Genomic DNA, 16,837 nt, shown 5'->3' with positions numbered 1-16,837 from the left:
AGTCTACCGAGATGCGGCGCGGTCCCGCACCAGGATCCACTTGACCAGGACCATCGCGATCAAGGTCACCGCTGCGGTGCCCAGCCACCAGATCGCCGAGGCCAGCGTGGGCCCCGGCAGCAGCGCCATGGCCTCGGGGCTGTAAGGCACCACCAGCTGATCCGGTCCGGGCCAGAGGTAGGCGATCGAGGCCACGGTGAAGGTGGTCATGCCCATGACCATCGGTTCCAGCAACGAGCCGCTCTTGAGCCCGGCCCAGAGCTGCGCCATCAGGCACATCAGCAGGGCCAGCACCGCGCCCCAGGGCAGCACGGTCCCGGTCTCGGTGGGACCGAGCATCACGATGTTGCCGTGCAACACGGTGCCCAGGATCCCGAGGACCACCCCTGCGGAGAAGCAGACGCCCAGCAGAGCTGGTCGCAGCGAGCTTCTCCGCGAGGGTGCCTCGGTGTCCTGCGGGCTGGTCATTACTGTGAAGCGCTCTTCTTCTTGCGTGTGTCACGCATGCGCTCGGAGGAGTTCAGGATGACCTTGCGGATGCGGATCGAGTGCGGGGTGACCTCCACGCACTCATCCTCATTCGCGAATTCGAGGGACTCCTCGAGGGTCAGCTTGGTCGGCGGGGTCAGGCCTTCGAAGGAGTCGGCAGCCGCTGCACGCATATTGGTGAGCTTCTTCTCCTTCGTGATGTTGACCTCCATGTCGTCGTGGCGAGCGTTCTCGCCCACGACCATGCCCTCGTAGACCTCTTCCTGCGGGTCCACGAAGAAGTTGCCGCGCTCCTGCAGGTTGATCATGGCGAACGGGGTCGCGGTGCCGGTGCGGTCGGAGATCAGCGAACCGGAGGTGCGGTACTCGATCAGGCCCTTCCACGGCTCGTAGCCTGCCGCGTAGGAGGAGGCGATTCCGGCGCCGCGGGTGTCGGTGAGGAACTTGGTGCGGAAGCCGATGAGACCGCGAGCGGGCACCATGAACTCCATACGGATCCAGCCGGTGCCGTTGTTGGTCATCGTGGTCATGGTTCCCTTGCGGGCCGCCATCAGCTGGGTGATCGCACCCATGAACTCCTCGGGGGAGTCCACGATCATGTTCTCCATCGGCTCGTGCAGCTTGCCGTCAATCTCGCGGGTGACCACCTGGGGCTTGCCCACGGTCAGCTCGAAGCCTTCGCGGCGCATCTGCTCGACCAGGATCGCCAGTGCGAGCTCGCCTCGGCCCTGGACCTCCCAGGTGTCGGGGCGTTCGGTCGGGAAGACCTTGAGCGAGACGTTGCCGACCAGCTCCTTGTCCAGGCGGTCCTTGACCTGGCGGGCCGTGACCTTCGCGCCCTTGACCCGGCCGGCCATCGGCGAGGTGTTGATGCCGATGGTCATGGAGATCGCGGGATCATCCACGGTGATGGTCGGCAGCGGCTTGGGGTTCTCCAGGTCGGTGAGGGTCTCACCGATCATGATGTCGGAGATGCCGGCGACGGCGACGATCTCGCCGGGTCCGGCGGAGTCTGCCGAGACTCGCTCCAGGCCCTTGGTGGCGAGGAGCTCGGTGATCTTCACCGTCTTCATGGTCCCGTCCTTGCGGGCCCAGGCGACCTGCTGGTTCTTCTTCAGCGTGCCGTTGAAGATGCGCAGCAGGGCCAGGCGGCCGAGGAACGGGGAGGCGTCGAGGTTGGTGACGTGCGCCTGAAGGACCTCGCCGGAGTCGTACTTCGGCGCCGGAACATGCTCGAGGATGGTGTCGAAGAGCGGCTCGAGGTCGTCGCTGTCCGGCATTCCGCCGTCCTCTGGCTGGTTCTTCGAGGCGCGGCCTTCTCGGCCGGAGGCGAAGACCACCGGAACGTCGAGCACCGAGTCCAGATTCAGCTCGGGGTTCTCCTCGGCGACGTCGGAGGCCAGGCCGAGCAGCAGGTCCATGGTGTCGGAGACGACGCCGTCGATGCGCGCATCGGGGCGGTCGGTCTTGTTCACGACCAGGATCACGGGAAGCTGAGCATTCAGTGCCTTGCGCAGCACGAAACGGGTCTGGGGCAGCGGGCCCTCAGAGGCGTCCACGAGCAGCACGACGCCGTCGACCATGGAGAGGCCGCGCTCGACCTCACCGCCGAAGTCAGCGTGTCCGGGGGTGTCGATCACGTTGATGGTGACGTTGTCCATGCCGGCGTGCTTGGTGGCGGCCGGACCGGAGTAGAACACGGTGGTGTTCTTGGCCAGGATCGTGATGCCCTTTTCCTTCTCGAGCTCACCGGAGTCCATGACCCGTTCCTCGAGGGCGCCGTGCGCACCGGCCTCTCTCGTCTGGGTGAGCATGGCATCGACCAGAGTGGTCTTGCCGTGGTCGACGTGGGCGACGATGGCGACGTTGCGCAGATCCTGGCGCTCGTCAGTACCTGCAAGTGTCCGAGCGGCAGCAGTGGTCATAAGTGGGGCAACGCCTTCCATAGAGGAGAGTGACGTGTCTGGTCGGTCGATGTCGTTTCTTGACTCGTCCATGTCACGTCGTGGTTCTACATGTGGTTCAACAGTGTGGTTTGGGGTGGGTCAGAGCGCACAGCAACACGGCCGTGTCGCGACCACACCATTCCAGTGTACGGCCTCGAGCGGCGAGTGCGGCAATGCCGGTGGTCACCAGGGGTTGGGGGCAGCCCCGGACCTAGCTGTGGGCCGGGATGATCTTCTCGTTCTGCTGCGCATGGTGGCAGGCGCTGAGCTGGGTGATCTGACCTCGGGAGATCAGCTCCGGCTCCTGGGTGGCGCAGATCTCGGTGGCCTTCCAGCAGCGGGTCCGAAAGCGGCAGCCCGAGGGCGGGTTCGCCGGGTTCGGCGGATCCCCCTGGAGCACGATCTGCTCGCGCGCCCCGCGCAGGGTGGGGTCCGGCAGCGGCACCGCGGAGAGCAGCGCCTGGGTGTAGGGGTGCGAGGGACCGGTGTAGATCTCCTCCTGAGTGCCCAGCTCGGCGAGCTTGCCCAGGTACATCACCCCGACCCGGTCGGAGATGTGCCGGACCACCGAGAGGTCGTGGGCGATGAAGATGTAGCTGAGCCCGAACTCCTTCTGCAGGTCATCAAGCAGATTCATCACCTGGGCCTGGACCGAGACGTCCAGCGCCGAGACCGGCTCGTCGCAGATGATGACGTCGGGGTTCAGCGCGAGGCCGCGGGCGATGCCGATCCGCTGGCGCTGCCCGCCGGAGAACTGGTGCGGATAGCGGTTGATGTGCTCCGGGTTCAGCCCGACCAGGTCCAGCAGCTCCTTGACCCGGTTGCGGATCCCCTGCTTCGGCTTCTCCTCCGGGTGCAGCTTGAACGGCTCGGCGATGATGTCGCCCACCGACATGCGCGGATTCAAAGAGGTGTAGGGGTCCTGGAAGATGATCTGAATCTTGCGCCGCAGCCGGCGCAGCTCGTCGCCCTTGACCGAGAGGAAGTCCTCACCGCGGAACTTCACGGTGCCGGCGTCGGGCTCCTCCAGGCGCATCAGCAGCTTCGCCAGGGTGGACTTGCCGCAGCCGGACTCCCCCACGATGCCCAGGGTCTCGCCCTCACGCAGGTTGAAGCTCACCCCGTCCACGGCCTTCACAGCACCGACCTTGCGCTGGAAGACGATGCCCTGGGTGATCGGGAAATGTTTGACCAGGCCCTCGACCTCGAGCACCGAGGGCTTGTCGGCGAAGGGATCTGCGGCGGCGGGAACTGACAGGCTCATTGTGGTGCCTCCTCGGAGACGTCGATCATTCCGGCGCCGGTGGGTGACGGGCGCCGGGTGCGGGTGGCGGTGCCGGCGTAGACGTCCTCGGCGTAGTGACACGCCGAGAGGTGTCCCTCCGCGACCGGGCGCAGCTCCGGGCGTTCGGTCCGGCAGCGGTCGGTGGCGAACTCGCAGCGCGGGTTGAACGGGCAGCCCGGCGGCATATCGGTCAGCGACGGCGGCAGCCCCGAGATCGCGCGCAGCCGTCCACCCTCGTCGTCGATCCGCGGGATCGAGTTCAGCAGGCCCTGGGTGTAGGGGTGCCCGGGCCTGCCGTAGATCTCGTAGACATCGGCGGCCTCCATGACACGTCCGGAGTACATCACCGCGATCTTGTCCGCGACATCGGCGACCACGCCGAGGTCATGGGTGATCAGGATCAGACCCATGTTGAACTCGGTCTGCAGATCCTTCAGCAGCCGCATCACCTGGGCCTGGACGGTGACGTCCAGTGCGGTGGTGGGCTCATCGGCGATCAGCACGTCGGGGTCCAGGGCGATGGCCATCGCGATCATGATGCGCTGGCGCATGCCTCCGGAGAACTGGTGCGGGAAGTCCCCCGCCCGCTCTTCGGCGCCGGGGATGCCTACGCGCTGCATCATCTCCACCGCCTTGACCTTGGCCTCTTTGCGCTTGAGTCCGCGGTGGACGCGGAACATCTCAGCGATCTGCCAGCCGACCGGCAGCACCGGGTTCAACGAGGACAGCGCGTCCTGGAAGATCATGGCGATCTTGACCCCGCGCAGCTTGCGCCGGGACTCCTCGTCCATGCTCAGCAGGTCCTCGCCGCGGTAGCGGATCTCACCGCCGGCGATCTTGCCCGGGGGCATGTCCAGGATGCCCATGATGGTCTGCGCGGTCACGGACTTGCCCGAGCCGGACTCGCCCAGGATCGCGAGGGTCTCCCCCGCGTGCAGGCTGAAGTTCAGCCCGTTGATCGCTTTGGCCACGCCGGCCTTGGTGCGGAACTCCACCTGGAGGTCCTTGACCTCCAGCAGCGGAACCTCACCGGGGCGGGTTCCGGGGGTGAAACCGGCGGGGGTCTGGGATTGCGTCATCAGATCCAACCCTTCACTTCTTGGATTTGGGATCAAGGGCGTCGCGGATCGCGTCACCCATGGTCATGAACGCGAACACGGTGAGGCCCACAAAGATCACCGGGAACAGCAGCAGGTGCGGCACGGTCTGCAGGAACGGCTGCGCGTCGGAGAGCTGCAGTCCCCAGGAGATGGCCGGCAGCTGCAGGCCCACCCCGAGGAAGGTCAGCGTCGCCTCGGCGCCGATGATGATGCCGGTGAACACCGTGGCGTAGCCGATCACCGGTCCCAGCGAGTTCGGCAGGATATGACGGCGCATGATGGTGATCGGTCCGGCACCCAGGGCGCGGGCGGCGAGGACGAACTCGGAGTTGACCACCGAGATCACCGAGCCGCGCATCAGACGCGTCATGGTCGGCCACATGAAGATGATCAGCACGAAGGCGACCTCGCGGACTCCGCGGGACTCCAGCACGTTGAGGAACACCAGGGCGCCCAGGATGTAGGGCACGGCGAAGACCATGTCGGTGAACCGGGAGATCACGGCGTCGACCCAGGAGCCGAAGTAGCCGGCGACCAGGCCGAGGAGCACGGCGATGATGAAGGTGCCGATCGCGACGATGAATCCGACCGCGATCGAGTTCCGGGCACCGTAGATCACCCGGCTGTAGTAGTCGCAGCCCTGGACATCGGTGCCGAACCAGTGCTCGGCCGAGGGCGACTGCCGGCTGCGCCCGAGCAGGCACTCGCGCGGATCGTTGTTGGTGAAGAGCTGCGGGAAGATCGCCATGGACAGAAAGAGCACCAGCAGGACCGCGGAGATGATGAACCAGGGGTTCCTCCGCAGCGAGCGCCAGGCATCGGCGAGCAGGCTCGCCTCCTCGACCTTCTTGTTCTTGGCGGGCTCCCCTGCGGGCTCGATCGTCGAGTCGATCGGCTCCACGCGCGCTTCGGGGCGGTGTATCTCACTCATAACGGATCCTTGGGTCGAGAAGGCCATAGAGGAGATCAACGATCAGGTTGATCACCACGAAGAAGAGCACGAAGAGGGTCACGATGCCGACGACGACGGTGCCCTCTTGCCCCTGGATGGAGGCGAAGACCTGCTGGCCCAGTCCGGGGAGGTTGAAGATCGTCTCCACGATGATGGAGCCGCCGAGCATGCTCGCCAGGTCGGCGCCGATGAAGGTGACCGCCGGGATCAGCGAGTTGCGCAGACCGTGGCGGGTGATCACGCGGCTGCGCTTCATGCCCTTGGCGGTGGCGGTGCGGACGTAGTCGGACTTCAGCGAGTCCAGCAGCTCGCTGCGCACCAGACGGGCCAGGATGCCGGTGGAGACCGCAGCCATGGTCAGCGCCGGAAGGATATAGCTGGAGACCCCGTTGTTCACGCCGGCGATCGGGAACCAGCCCAGATTCAGCCCGAAGATCAGCTGCAGCAGGAAGCCGATCACCAGGGTGGGCAGCGCCACCATGGCCACGGTGGAGACCTGGACGAAGCGGTCGAAGAACCGGTCGCGGTAGAGCGCGGCCAGGATGCCGGCGATGATGCCCATCAGCGTCTGGATCACCAGGGTCACCAGGGCCAGGGTCGCGGTGACCGGCAGGCGCTGCTGGATGATGTCGGTGACCGGGCGGCCGTTGAAGGTCGAGCCGAAGTCCAGTGCGGTGACGATGCCCCAGATGTATTTGAAGTACTGGATCAGGAACGGGTCATCCAGGTTGTACTGCTCGCGCAGGGTCTCCCTGACGGCGTCGCTCATCGGGCGGTCCCCGGCGAGGGCTCGGATGGGATCGCCCGGAATGGCGAAGACCAGTGCATAGACGATCAACGTGGAGATCAGGATGACCGGGATGAACTGGAGCAGACGCCGAATGATATAGCGGGTCATTGCTGTCCTTGTGGGTGCGTGTGGTGGCGCGGGTGCGCCCAGCGTCTGTCTCGGCGGAGAGGTCTTCTCCTGAGCCGGGGGCGACGCCGCGATCAATGATATGGACTCGGACTGCATTTCCGAGAATCCTTGGATGCCGACACGGCAGAGGCGCGACCTGCGAAGACTTCGCGCAGGCCGCGCCTCTGCCGTGGACTGTGAGGATTACTCCTCGGTCACCACCACCTGCTCCAGGCGGGTGAAGGTGGCCTGATCCATGAAGATGGACTCGCCATCGATCCGGTCGCTGTGCACCACCTGGAAGTTGGTGAACCACATCGGGATCACCGGCATGTCCTCCAGCAGGATCGCCTCGGCGTCGGTGTAGAGCTCGGCCGCAGCATCGGGATCGGTCTCGGCGTTGGCCTGGCCGATCAGATCGTCGAACTCCTCGGAGGAGTAGTCGGCGTAGTTCGAGGAGACACCCGTGGTGTAGATCGGCTCCATCGCGTACTGCGCGCTGGGGTAGGACAGCGTCCAGCCCAGACGGTAGGGCCCGGTGATCTCCTGCTCGTCATGCAGACCCAGGTACTGGGCGAATTCCAGGGACTCGAAGGTGATGTCCTCGATGCCCAGGTTGTCGCGCCACTGGTTGGCCACGGCCTCGACCCAGTCCTCGTGGCTCGCGCCCGAGTTGAAGTAGACGGTCAGCTCGTCAGGGCCACCGGCTTCCTCGTAGAGCTCTGCGGCAGCCTCGGGATCGTACTGGCAGAACTCACAGGTGTTCTCGTTGCCCTCGATCAGATCCGGGGGAATGATGTTCTCCGCCGGGGTCTGTGCGCCGTCGAAGATGTTGTCGATGATCAGTTCACGATCGATGGCCATCGAGAGCGCGTGGCGCACATCGACGTCCTGGAACTCTTCCTGGTACAGCGGGAAGCCCAGGTAGGTGAAGGAGGAGGTGTCGAAGTCCTGCGCGTTCTCGCCGAAGTCGGCTTCCACCGTGGTGCGGCGGTTCGCCGGTGCGGCGTCGAGGATGTCGAGGTTGCCGGCCTGGACGTCCAGGTAGGCGGTGTCGACGTCGGAGTAGATGCGCCATTCGATGCGCTCGGGAAGACCCGGGTTCTCCCCGGCCCAATCCTCGTAGCGGTTCACCGCGATCTGCTGGTCGCGCTCCCACTCGCCGTCCATCTGGTAGCGACCGTTGCCGACCGGGGCCTGCTCGAAGGCTTCGATGTCCTCATAGGCCACCGCGGGCATCGGGTAGAAGGCCGTGTAGGTCAGCATGTCGGGCAGCGGGGAGAAGGGCTCGGTGAGCTCGATCTCGAGGGTGTACTCGTCGAGCGCGCGGACGCCTTCCATCTCCTCGGCGTCGCCGTCGACGACCTCCTGGTAGCCCAGGAAGTTGTCGAAGAAGTTGGCGCTCTGCTGGGCGTTGTCAGGATCCACGGCCCAGTTGTAGGTGTCCACGAAGGTCTGTGCGGTGATCGCTTCGCCGTCGTGGAAGGTCCAGTCCTCACCCAGGGTGAAGGTCCAGGTCACGTTGTCCTCGGTGTCCCAGGACTCGGCCACGCCCGCGGTGGGCTCGTAGGTGTCGAAGTCGGTCTGGGTCAGACCGGTGAACAGGGAGCCGAGGACCCAGGAGCCGCAGACCTCGGTGGAGTTCGCGGGGACCAGGAACTGCGGTTCGCAGTTATAGGCCGAGACGGTGCCGCCGCCTTCGACGCCTTCGGCGGCTTCGCCGTTGTCCCCGCCGTTGTCGCCGCCGCCGCAGGCCGACAGCACCAGGGCTGCGGCGGCGGTCACGGCGAGCGCACCCGTCGCGCGAGAGCGACGAGAGGTCTTGTTGACGTGCATATTCGGTTACTCCTCGAGAAGATGCGAGCTTTATGGGCAGACGATGACCCTCGCGCGAGTGTTGCGTGGGTCACCTGTGGGAGTGAGTTTAGCAGGGCAATTTTTCAGCTGTGTTTCAGGTTCTGTTCATGTGACCGTGTTTCTTCTGCTGCTAGAGGTTGGCCTTGGGCCGCCGCCTCAGCCCAGAGCGGCGAGCAGCCGCTGCCGTTCGGTGCGGCGTCGAGCCTGGGTCTCAGGATTGGGCACCGGGGCCGCTGCAAGCAGCTGCTGGGTGTAGGACTCCTTCGCATGGCGCAGCACCTGATCGGTGGTCCCCTGCTCCACGGTGCGGCCGTTCTGCATGACCAGCACCTTATGCGCGAGCGAGTCGACCACCGCGAGGTCGTGGCTGACGAAGAGGCAGGCGAAGCCATAGTGCTGCTGCAGCTCGGAGAACAGCTCCAGCACCGCGGCCTGCACCGAGACGTCCAGGGCCGAGGTGGGTTCGTCGGCGATCAGCAGCGTGGGGTTCAGGGTCAGCGCGCGGGCGATGGAGATGCGCTGCCGCTGGCCTCCGGAGAGCTCATGCGGGTAGCGGTTGAGCACGCTGGAGGGGAGCCGGACGGCATCGAGCAGCTCCCGGGCCCGTGCCATGCGTGAGTCCTTGTCCCCTTCTTTATGCACCACCATGGGTTCGGTGATGATGTCACCGATCGGGAACCGCGGGTCCAGCGAGGCCGCCGGGTCCTGGAAGACCACGCCGATCTCCCGCTTGAGCGCCTTCTTCTGCTTCGACGGCAGCGCGGGCATGTTCTCGCCGCGCACCCGCAGCTCACCCTCGGCCACATCCAGCAGGCCCAGAACCGCCTTGGCCACCGTGGACTTGCCCGAACCGGACTCCCCCACCAGGCCCATGATCTCGCCGGGCTGGACGGTGAAGTTCAGGTCATGCACCACTCGGGTGGCCTTGCGGCGGAACTTGTACTCCAGCGCGACGTCCTTGGCCTCGAGTGCCGCAGGCGCGGGTGAGGCTGCACCTGAACTCATGCCTGCGGCAGCCCGGTGGCTGGTCTCACGCGCGGCACGTTCGGTGACGCGCACACGCTCCTGCTCCTGCTCACGCTCCAGCGAGGGGTCCCCCGCCTCGCGCAGCAGCGGCATCGCCGCGAGCAGGCGCCGGGTATAGGGGTGTTCCGGGTGACCGAGGATCTTCGCCACCGGACCGGTCTCCACCACCTCGCCGTTGAGCATCACCACCACGCGGTCCGCCATGTCTGCGACCACGCCCATGTTGTGGGTGATCAGCAGGATCCCGGTGTTCAGCTCCTGCTTGAGCTCGCGCAGCAGATCGAGGATCTCGGCCTGGACCGTGACGTCCAGAGCGGTGGTGGGCTCATCGGCGATGATCACCTTCGGTCCGCAGGCGATGGCCATGGCGATCACGATGCGCTGCCGCTGCCCCCCGGAGAACTGGTGCGGGTACTGCCGAATCTTGGTCCGGGCCTCGGGGATGCCGACGCGTTCGAGCAGCTCGATGGACTTCTCCAGCGCCTTACCCCCGAAGGCGACCTCGTGGACCTGCAGCGCCTCCACCAGCTGGTCCGAGACGCGCAGCACCGGGTTCAGCGCCGTCATCGGCTCCTGGAAGACCATGCTGATGTCGGAGCCGCGCAGCCTGCGCAGCTCGGCGGTGGACATCTTGAGCACATTACGGCCCTCGAGCAGGACCTCGCCCTGCACGCTTGCGCTCTCGGGCAGCAGTCCCATCGCGGTGGAGGAGGTGACGGACTTCCCGGATCCGGATTCGCCGACGACCGCGACCACCTCACCGGGCATGACCTCGAAAGAGACGCCCTTGACGGCGTCGACATCGCCGAACTCGGTGGCGAAGCTGACGCGGATGTCCTTATAGCTCAGCACTGGTGCGGGCATCAGGAGTCCCTCTTCTCGTCGGTGGGATCGTGGCCGAAGTCTGGACCGTGGTCGGTCATGCCGGCGGGTGGCTGCATCTGGGTGGGACCTCCGGAGAGCTCCGAGACCTGCTTGCCGGACCGCTCCTCGGCGGTGGCGCGGCCCAACAGGCCGAAGGCTGTCCGCCAGCCGGGCCGGTTGGCGCCGGAGCGCTTCTGCCGCGGGTCGATGGCATCACGCAGACCGTCGCCGATGAAGTTCACGCTCAGCGCGATGGCGATGATGAACAGGCCGGGGAACCAGAACAGCCAGGGCCTGGTGGTGAAGGCGTTCTGGTTGTCCTGGATCAGGGCACCCAGCGAGGTCTCCGGAGGCTGGACACCGAATCCGAGGTAGGACAGCGTGGTCTCGAGCAGGATCGCCGCGGCGATGGCGAAGGTGGCATTGACCACGATCACCCCGATGCTGTTGGGCAGCATGTGCTTGAGGATGATCCGCGCCGGATGCGCACCCATGGCGATGGCCGCCGCGACATACTCCTTCTCGCGCAGCGAGAGGATCTCGGCGCGCACCAGTCGAGCGGTGCCGGTCCAGGTGGCCAGGCCGATGAACAGCGCCAGCGTGAGGGTCCCTCCCGGAAGGCCCTGCGCGTAGGCGCCGAAGACCGCCGCCAGAGCCAGAAGCGGGACCACGATCACCACGTCGGTGATGCGCATCAACACCGCCTCGATCCAGCCGCGGAAATATCCGGCCAGGGCACCGACGAGCACGCCGAGGAAGGTGGAGGAGAGCGCCACGCCCAGGGCCACCAGCAGCGACTGCTGGGTGCCGCGCATGACCATGGCGAAGTAGTCCCGACCGATGCTGTCCTGGCCGAAAGGGTGCTCGCCCAGGAAGGCGGCGTTGAACATGGTGGGGCGGCCGCCGTCGACCGTGAGTCCGGTGGCGGAGAAGCTCTTCGACCACCAGCCGGTGCCCTGCCCGGAGAAGCCGATGGAGCTGACCGAGAGCAGGATGATGAAGACCAGCACCGCCATGGAGACCACGGCCGGCTTGTGCGCAAAGAACCTCTTGCGCACCAGCTGGCCCTGGGAATAGGACCGCTGCGCACTGGCGAGCTTGGCATCCTCGACCTCCGCGGCGCTGCGCACGTCCTCCGGCGGGATGGGGGGTGTTGGCTGGCTCATACTCTAATCCTCGGATCCAGGACCGCATACATGAGGTCCGCAATCAGGTTGAACAGCACCGCGGCGGCGCCGGTGATAAGGGTGAACGCCATGACGGGCGCGGGGTCTGAGTTGCTCAGGCCGGTGACGAACATGTTGCCCATGCCGGACCAGCCGAAGACCTGCTCGACGACCACGGCCCCGCCGATCAGCCCGGCGAAGTCGAAGGCCACGATCGTGGTCAGCGGGATCATCGAGTTTCGGAAGGCGTGCTTGAAGACGACCGTGCGCTCGTTGACGCCCTTGGCTCGTGCCGTGCGGATGTAGTCCTGGTTCACGGCCTCCAGCATGGAGCTGCGGGTGTACCGGGTGTAGGTGGCCACCGAGACCAGCATCAGGATCGTGGTGGGCAGCACAAGCTGAGTGCCCTGATCCAGAGCGACCTCCCAGAAGTCCCCACTGAAGTTGGGCGAGGAGGAGCCGATGGTGGCGATCGGGCGCGGCTTCATGCCCAGGAATCCGGGCCAGGCCCGCATGAAGTGATCCAGCAGCACCATCACCGCGAACAGCGCGGCGGTGATCACGCTGACGGCCACGGCCTGACCCTTGGCGTGACCGCCCATGGTCCGGCCGACCAGCACCGCGACGGCGATGGTGACCAGGAACAGGCCGATCACAGTCAGCCAGCCGCCGGGCGGCTCGATCAGCAGCCAGAAGGTGGCGTAGTAGGAGACCAGACCGATGCCGACCACCGTCAGTGCCGAATACAGCACCCTGCGGTTCTTCAGCCCGGAGAGCAGCGCGGTGAGTCCGAAGGCCAGACCGATGCCGAGCAGCGTGATGACCGCGGGGCCCAGACGAGGTTCGAGGGCGTAGTTCAGCGAGTCCATCAGCGGCATCACCACCAGGACGAAGCCGAACATGGCCGCACCGGTGAGCAGGCGTCGCCGGGTGGAGCCACCGATGATCAGCGGCACCAGGATCGCGGCGACCACGGCCACGATGATGATCTGCGTCCAGCTGAACTGTGGTTCTCGCAGCCAGTTGTTGTACGTGATGCCCATCCAGTCCTTGGCCAGCACCGCGGCCCAGAAGACCGGGAGCGAGAAGAAGAGGAAGACGAAGAAGGAGACGGCGTAGTCCAGTGAGGAGTACTGCCGGATGGCGGTGACGATGCCGGTGAGGATGCCGATGATGATCGAGAGGATGGTCGCGATGAAGACCAGGCGCAGCGTGGAGGACGCGGAGTTCGCGACCATCGCACCGACGTCCTGACCGCTCATATTGGTGCCGAAGTCACAGGCGCCGACGGCGCAGCCGGCGATTCCGGTGAGCCAGATCCAGTACCGGGAATACCAGGGTTCGTCGAGATTCATGAACGCGATGCGCTGCTGGATCAGGAATTCGACATTTTCCGCATTGGACTCGCGCAGCTCCTGGAGCGGATCGCCGGAGTTGATCACCAGGACGAAGACCAGAAGAGAGGCGCCGAAGAGCACCGCGATGGCGCTGAGGAGACGTTTCAGAACATAGCTGTACACGGGGTGGTTGTACCTTCCACGAGCTGCAGGGGAAGCATCGGTGGGGTTCGATCCGAAGTTCTTTCGGATCGAACCCCACCGATGTCATCGGTCCTACTGGGCTGAATTAGTCAGCCGCGGGGACCTGGGAACTGCTGAGATCACTCAGCGCGCTGCCACTGCTCGGCGTTCCACACGATCTGGTCCTGCGAGGCGGTGTCGCGGACATTGCTGATCGAGATGTCGGAGCCGGAGAGCTGCGGGTGCACGTAGAGCGGGATCCCGAACAGGTCGCCCCAGAGCTCCTGCTCGATTCCGATGATGATCTCCTGCTGCTCGTCTGCGTCCTCGGTCGTGGCGAGCTGGTTGAACAGGTCATCCACGGTCTCGTTGGAGTAGCCGCCGTAGTTCTGCGGGCGATCCGTGGAGTAGATGTTCTGTCCTGAGACGACCTGACCGGAACCGGCCCAGGCGAAGAGTGCGACCTCGTAGTCACCGGTCTCCTGGGCGCCGCCCGGACCGAAGAAGTCCTCGGAGCCGGAATCCACGATGTCGAATCCTGCCTCATCACAGGAGGCCTTGATCTCGGCCACCGTGTCGGTGCGGCGCGGGTTCGGGCCGGCGTAGCCGATCCGAACCTCGGTGCCCACTGCATCCTCGGCCTCGAGGATCTCAGCCGCGCCCTCGACGTCGACCTCGTCGTAGGTGCCCTCATAGCTCTCGGAGACGATGTCCTCGTAGTTCTCCTCGAAGGTCAGCGACTCACGGGCGTTGAGCACCGTGGCCTCGGGGTTGACCGGCTCGATCAGGTTGGAGACGATCTGCTGGCGCGGCACGCACATGGCGAAGGCCTCGCGCAGCTCCAGGCTGTCGGCGAAGGCTCCACCTTCGATGAAGTTGAAGTCCAGGTGCTCCCAGGTGGCAGCCTCGCCCTCGTGCAGCACGATCTGATCCTCGAGACGCTCGAGCTGGCCGCGAGTGTCCACGGTGGCCTGCGGGCGGGCGATGTTGAGGTCGCCGTTCTCCAGGGCCTGGACGTGCTGGCCGTCGTTGACGAAGCGGAAGACGATCCGCTCGGTGCCCGGTGCGTTGCCCCAGTACTCCTCGTTGGCGGTGATGGTCAGTGACTCACCGGCCTGCCAGTTGTCCAGCGTGTAGGGACCGGTGACCGGGATCAGCTCCTCATCGGGCAGCGTTCCGGGATCGGTCAGCCAGCCCTCGTTCCAGAACTCGGCCACCGGCTCCAGCGCCTCGGTGTCGGCCTCGCGGACCGCGGTGACCAGCTCGTCGAGCTCCATGTCGCTCTGCTCGGCGACCACATGCGCCGGAAGCGTGGAGTTCACCATGATCTCCCAGTCGGCGAAGGGCTCGGAGTATTCGATGGTGAAGGTCTTGCCCTCGGGATCGCCCTGCGGGCCCTCCAGGACACGCTCCCCGTAGGTCTGGGAGATGCCGTTGAACAGCGGCTCATCATCAGAGTTGGTCAGCGAGGCGTTCTGGTAGGCCCAGTCCAGCACGTAGTCCGCCACAGTCACCGGGGTGCCGTCGGACCAGGAGACGTCTTCACCGATGGTGTACTCCACGGTGAAGGGATCCTCGCTGGTCACCTCGTAGGAGCCGAAGTCCTCATTGGCGTACCAGACGTTGTCTGTGCCCCAGTAGCCGAAGCCCTCGAAGATCCGGTTCACCACGGTGGAGTTGTAGACGCTGTAGCTCTCCGGCGTGCTGCCGTTGTAGCCCACAAACTCGATCTCTCCCATGGAGACCGAGATCTCGTCCTCCATGGTCTCCAGGTCGCTGCTGTCGGCCTTGCCGGTGTCCTCCGGCTCGGTGGTGAACTGCTGGCCCTCCGCGTTGAACGCGTCGGTGGTGCCGCCGTTTTCGCCGTTCTCGCCGTTGGATGTGTCCTCGGCCTCGGCGTCGCCGTTATCGCCTCCGGGGGTGCAGCCGGAGAGCACGAGTGCGCCCGTGGCCAGAATGGCCGTCGCCGCAGAGAGTTTCCTCAGTTTCACAGTTGCTCCTCATCCTTCAATGCGATGTGACCGGTGTTTCGTCGGCCCCTCATCCCTCGAGAAGGTGACCTATCTAACACCGGTTCAATGTGCGAACCAGACTACGGTCGGCACGCCTGATCAGATCGCCAAATCGGCTCGCGTGATGAAATCGTTACCCAGATCAACCGGCTGGACCGTGACCCAGGTCACCGCGTTGCCGAGCCCCAATCCGGCCTCGAAAACATGTGTGAAACATGCAACAACCACCCCCAGACAGCAGAACTCCCGTGCCATTCCGCCCAGGGAATCGCACGGGAGTTACCAGGCGGTCATATGTCCGCGAGTTTAGTGAGCGGCGCCACTCTGCTACGTGAAACATGTCGGCAATATTCAATCCAGACTCGAACTACCGATCGGTAACCCACCTCTGCGCCGAATAAGTCACAGTGTTACGCACTTGGGCAGGTGCTTCGCTCAGCGCCGCCAGGAGGTCTCGGGATCGGAGGTCTCACCCTCGCTCAGGCGCAGCGCCTGACCCTGCGCCACGAGGTCCTCGTACTTCTTGGACTTCTTCTCTGCCGTGCCCATGTCGCGCGGGGGAAGCATGATGGTGCGTTCGGCCTCGATGCCGCTCTGGAGCTGACGTCCACGCTCCAGCTCAGAGTCGAATTCGGCGCCGAGCAGCAGCACCAGGTTCATGAGGTAGATCCAGATCAGGAAGATGATGACGCCTGCCAGCGCACCGTAGGTGGCCTCATAGTTGCTGAAGTTCGACACGTAGAAGATGACGGCGGTGGTGGCGAGCACCATGACCAGGATCGCCAGCAGGGCGCCGGCGGAGATCCAGCGGATTCCGGGCTGACGCAGGTTCGGCGTCACGTGGTACAGCATGGCGATGCAGATCGCCGCGACCAGCAGCAGCGCCGGGTAGGTGGCCCAGTTGAAGATCGTCACCGCGGTCTCGCCGAGCCCGACGGTGTCCCCCACCGCCCGCGCGATCGGCCCGGAAATCAGCAGCAGGAACACCGCTGTGGCCACCAGCACCAGGAGCCCGGCAGTGACCAGGTAGAAGATCGGGCGCAGCTTCAACATCGAGCGACCCTCCTCCACCTCATAGATCCGGTTCATCGACCGGGAGAAGGCGTTGACGTAGTTCGAGGCGGTCCACAGCGCGGTGAGCAGGCCGAGCGCGAGTCCGATCCCGGCCCCTTCCACGCTGGTGATGGCTTCGATGGCCGGCCGCACCTGCTCCATGGTGTCTGACTCGAGCGTCTGGGCGGCGGTGGAGAGCAGGAACTCCTGGGTCCGTTCCCCCTCGCCGACGAAGGACATCAGCGAGACCAGCGCGATCAGCGCCGGGAAGACCGAGAGCACCGCGTAGTAGGTCAGACCCGCGGCGAGATCCGTGCAGCTGTCGCGGCCGAACTCGGTCAGAGTGCGTTTGGCGCTGTACTTCCAGGTGGTGCCGGTCAGCTTCACAGGTGAGGAGGTCTTATGGTCCTCGCTGTCCCCGGAGACGGACTCCTCGAAGTCCTCACGCTGGCGGTTCTTGACCATATAGGGCTGGTCCGCTGCGGCCGAGAGCGTGCCCACGCGCAGCTTGTCGCCTTGGTGCACGCTCGCGCCGGAGCGGCCGGTGTCCTCGATCTGGTGCCGCGGGACGCGGTGCGGCTTCAGGGCACCAGCGGCCCGACTGGCCGGGCTGGTGTTCTCGGAGTGACCCTGCGGGTCGGAATGAGTGCTCATGGACTCAAACTATCC

12 protein-coding genes are annotated in these 16,837 nt (G+C 65.4%); all 12 read right to left on the bottom strand.

Annotation, left to right across the window (positions count from 1 at the left end):
* Positions 1–3: 3 nt before the first annotated feature.
* Complete coding sequence (locus tag EV640_RS10560) at positions 4–468, bottom strand: hypothetical protein (RefSeq protein WP_036474057.1); 465 nt, start codon at positions 466–468, stop codon at positions 4–6.
* Positions 468–2,414: a translational GTPase TypA gene (gene typA, locus EV640_RS10555; RefSeq protein WP_036474061.1), complete on the bottom strand. Its 1,947-nt coding sequence runs from the start codon at positions 2,412–2,414 to the stop codon at positions 468–470. Before typA ends, EV640_RS10560 begins: the two co-directional genes overlap by 1 nt.
* 232 nt (positions 2,415–2,646) lie before the next feature.
* Entirely contained in the window at positions 2,647–3,699 is a 1,053-nt protein-coding gene (locus tag EV640_RS10550) for an ABC transporter ATP-binding protein (protein ID WP_051500900.1), read from the bottom strand.
* Positions 3,696–4,799, bottom strand: coding sequence for an ABC transporter ATP-binding protein (locus EV640_RS10545; RefSeq protein ID WP_051500915.1), 1,104 nt, complete (start codon positions 4,797–4,799; stop codon positions 3,696–3,698). The genes EV640_RS10550 and EV640_RS10545 overlap by 4 nt, the downstream gene beginning before the upstream one ends.
* 13 nt (positions 4,800–4,812) lie before the next feature.
* Positions 4,813–5,751 carry an ABC transporter permease gene (locus EV640_RS10540; protein WP_243832299.1) on the bottom strand — a complete coding sequence of 313 codons (939 nt, stop codon included), beginning with the start codon at positions 5,749–5,751 and terminating at the stop codon, positions 4,813–4,815.
* On the bottom strand, positions 5,744–6,670 hold the full coding sequence (locus tag EV640_RS10535) for an ABC transporter permease (RefSeq protein WP_036474065.1): 927 nt from the start codon (positions 6,668–6,670) through the stop codon (positions 5,744–5,746). Before EV640_RS10535 ends, EV640_RS10540 begins: the two co-directional genes overlap by 8 nt.
* A 204-nt stretch (positions 6,671–6,874) precedes the next feature.
* Positions 6,875–8,506, bottom strand: coding sequence for a peptide ABC transporter substrate-binding protein (locus EV640_RS10530; RefSeq protein ID WP_036474068.1), 1,632 nt, complete (start codon positions 8,504–8,506; stop codon positions 6,875–6,877).
* A 177-nt stretch (positions 8,507–8,683) separates the two neighbouring features.
* Complete coding sequence (locus tag EV640_RS10525; protein WP_133726409.1) at positions 8,684–10,417, bottom strand: ABC transporter ATP-binding protein; 1,734 nt, start codon at positions 10,415–10,417, stop codon at positions 8,684–8,686.
* Entirely contained in the window at positions 10,417–11,583 is a 1,167-nt protein-coding gene (locus EV640_RS10520) for an ABC transporter permease (RefSeq protein WP_084479371.1), read from the bottom strand. Before EV640_RS10520 ends, EV640_RS10525 begins: the two co-directional genes overlap by 1 nt.
* Positions 11,580–13,103: an ABC transporter permease gene (locus EV640_RS10515; protein ID WP_036474070.1), complete on the bottom strand. Its 1,524-nt coding sequence runs from the start codon at positions 13,101–13,103 to the stop codon at positions 11,580–11,582. The genes EV640_RS10520 and EV640_RS10515 overlap by 4 nt, the downstream gene beginning before the upstream one ends.
* Before the next feature lie 140 nt (positions 13,104–13,243).
* Positions 13,244–15,094: an ABC transporter substrate-binding protein gene (locus tag EV640_RS10510; protein WP_036474072.1), complete on the bottom strand. Its 1,851-nt coding sequence runs from the start codon at positions 15,092–15,094 to the stop codon at positions 13,244–13,246.
* 456 nt (positions 15,095–15,550) lie between these two features.
* Complete coding sequence (locus EV640_RS10505) at positions 15,551–16,822, bottom strand: YihY/virulence factor BrkB family protein (RefSeq protein ID WP_200869286.1); 1,272 nt, start codon at positions 16,820–16,822, stop codon at positions 15,551–15,553.
* Between the last annotated feature and the right edge of the window lie 15 nt (positions 16,823–16,837).

Source organism: Nesterenkonia aurantiaca (assembly GCF_004364585.1).
GTDB classification, from domain to species: domain Bacteria; phylum Actinomycetota; class Actinomycetes; order Actinomycetales; family Micrococcaceae; genus Nesterenkonia; species Nesterenkonia aurantiaca.
The sequence above is the reverse complement of the archived record's forward strand: the minus strand, read 5'-3'. Positions and strand labels throughout refer to the sequence as shown.

What these genes read in the sequence shown, in the direction of transcription:
- EV640_RS10560 (WP_036474057.1), bottom strand. Translation starts at nt 468, where the DNA reads ATGACCAGCCCGCAGGACACCGAGGCACCCTCGCGGAGAAGCTCGCTG.
- typA (WP_036474061.1), bottom strand. Translation starts at nt 2,414, where the DNA reads ATGACCACTGCTGCCGCTCGGACACTTGCAGGTACTGACGAGCGCCAG.
- EV640_RS10550 (WP_051500900.1), bottom strand. Translation starts at nt 3,699, where the DNA reads ATGAGCCTGTCAGTTCCCGCCGCCGCAGATCCCTTCGCCGACAAGCCC.
- EV640_RS10545 (WP_051500915.1), bottom strand. Translation starts at nt 4,799, where the DNA reads ATGACGCAATCCCAGACCCCCGCCGGTTTCACCCCCGGAACCCGCCCC.
- EV640_RS10540 (WP_243832299.1), bottom strand. Translation starts at nt 5,751, where the DNA reads ATGAGTGAGATACACCGCCCCGAAGCGCGCGTGGAGCCGATCGACTCG.
- EV640_RS10535 (WP_036474065.1), bottom strand. Translation starts at nt 6,670, where the DNA reads ATGACCCGCTATATCATTCGGCGTCTGCTCCAGTTCATCCCGGTCATC.
- EV640_RS10530 (WP_036474068.1), bottom strand. Translation starts at nt 8,506, where the DNA reads ATGCACGTCAACAAGACCTCTCGTCGCTCTCGCGCGACGGGTGCGCTC.
- EV640_RS10525 (WP_133726409.1), bottom strand. Translation starts at nt 10,417, where the DNA reads ATGCCCGCACCAGTGCTGAGCTATAAGGACATCCGCGTCAGCTTCGCC.
- EV640_RS10520 (WP_084479371.1), bottom strand. Translation starts at nt 11,583, where the DNA reads ATGAGCCAGCCAACACCCCCCATCCCGCCGGAGGACGTGCGCAGCGCC.
- EV640_RS10505 (WP_200869286.1), bottom strand. Translation starts at nt 16,822, where the DNA reads ATGAGCACTCATTCCGACCCGCAGGGTCACTCCGAGAACACCAGCCCG.